Below are 1,463 nucleotides of genomic sequence, written 5' to 3'. Positions count from 1 at the left end.
CTGGTCTTGTACGTGCTGTCCGGCCAGACTCCGTCAGGTCACCCCTGGCCCACCCATTCGAGCACAGCCCGCTGCCGCTCATTGAGGGCCTGGTGCATGTGGTCCCCCTGCGGTTCCTAGCTGTGCTGCCCCGGAGACAATGCCCGCCGCTTCCACGGGAATTCCGGACGACCTGAGGGAGCCTTCGATCGGATGAGACGTGGTGCATGGCGTGTTTACAGCGAGAACAGCTCTTCCTGGTAGTTCTCGACGGTGCCGCGCCGCGGATAGAAGAGGCTGAGCAGCATGAACGTTCTGGGTCGTTTGGCCAGGTTGCCGACGAAGCAGTGGACGACGTGGTCCGGTGCGAACATCCGGGTGAACCAGCGCTCCCGCAGCTTTTCCTCCACACCCTGTTGCCCGTACTGGCGCAGGTATTTGCGGTAGGACTCGCCGGCTTCCCAGTCCCGGAGGGCCATGTCGTGACCGGTGCAGTCGGAGTCGTCGCAGCGGAAGCGGTAGCGAAACTCCAACGGTACCCACTCCAGTTGGCGCAGGTCCTGGTCGAGGAGATCCATCTGATCGGCCAGGGCGGCCTTGGAGACAGGCCAGGGCTCGGCGGGCTCGAGGCGGAAGCCGACGGTGTGCGCCGCCGGTCGGAAGAGGCCGAGCGACGTGCCGTGCTTCTCCTGGTCTCGTTTGATGGCGCACAGCGACGGGGCGATCAGCGGGCGGAGGACCGAGTAGCGCTCGCGCCATCCGCCGCTCGTGCCGATCCTGTCGATGACCTTGAGGGTATCCGGGTTCGGGCGCAGGCTCTCGGGCCGGGGGTCCTGGTGATGGCGGCGTACGTCGACCTCGATGATCGCGTACTTGGCGAACTGGCTCTCCTGGCTCAGGAGCCGGAAGGGCACCGGGAAGAGGCGGACGTGCTCGGGAGTGCCGCGGTCGAGGCGTATGCCAGCGACGCAGCTGGTCTCGCGGTACTTCGTGGACAGTTCCGGATACGTCTTGACCGTGATCAGTATTCGTGCGCGCTCCCACGCTCCTGCCATACCCCACCCCCGGTCCGCTGCTTCTGGACCAGATTGGAAGTGAGGTAGTTGGCACGCGCAAGAGTGCCGTCGAGTAGAGGAGTTGAAGTCAGGCCAAGGGGCTGACGGGTAGTGACATGCGCTTACGCAGGGTCTCCAGGACGACGTGGCGGTGGCAGCGCTGTTGGTCCCTCTCAAAGCACAGCACGGCGACCCGCTCCTGAGCTGCGTGTTCTGCGAGTTCATCGAGTTCGGCCTGGGCCGCGTCGGAGCGCAGCAGGCTGCGGAAGCGTGCGCGGCCCTCGCTGATGCGTCCCTCCCAGAAGGGGGCCCGGTTGTCCTTCGGGTTCCCCAGGGCGCGCAGGTGGGTGTAGGCGATGCCGGCCTCGTTGAGGGCGTGTGTGAGGCGGGTCTTGCTGAATCCGGGCTTGCGGCTGATGGGGGTCAGAC

2 protein-coding genes are annotated in these 1,463 nt (G+C 65.9%); both read right to left on the bottom strand.

Annotated elements, in window-relative coordinates:
• Positions 1–215: 215 nt before the first annotated feature.
• A complete protein-coding gene (locus AB0I03_RS26555) occupies positions 216–1,034 on the bottom strand; it encodes a hypothetical protein (RefSeq protein ID WP_102926136.1) in 819 nt (272 codons plus the stop codon).
• Positions 1,035–1,122: 88 nt separating this feature from the next.
• Positions 1,123–1,463: DUF488 domain-containing protein (locus tag AB0I03_RS26550; protein WP_360417344.1), on the bottom strand; the 341-nt coding region annotated here is incomplete at its 5' end.

The organism is Glycomyces sp. NPDC021274 (assembly GCF_040641195.1).
Classification (GTDB): Bacteria; Actinomycetota; Actinomycetes; order Mycobacteriales; family Micromonosporaceae; genus Glycomyces.
This window is presented reverse-complemented; position numbering and strand designations above follow the sequence as displayed.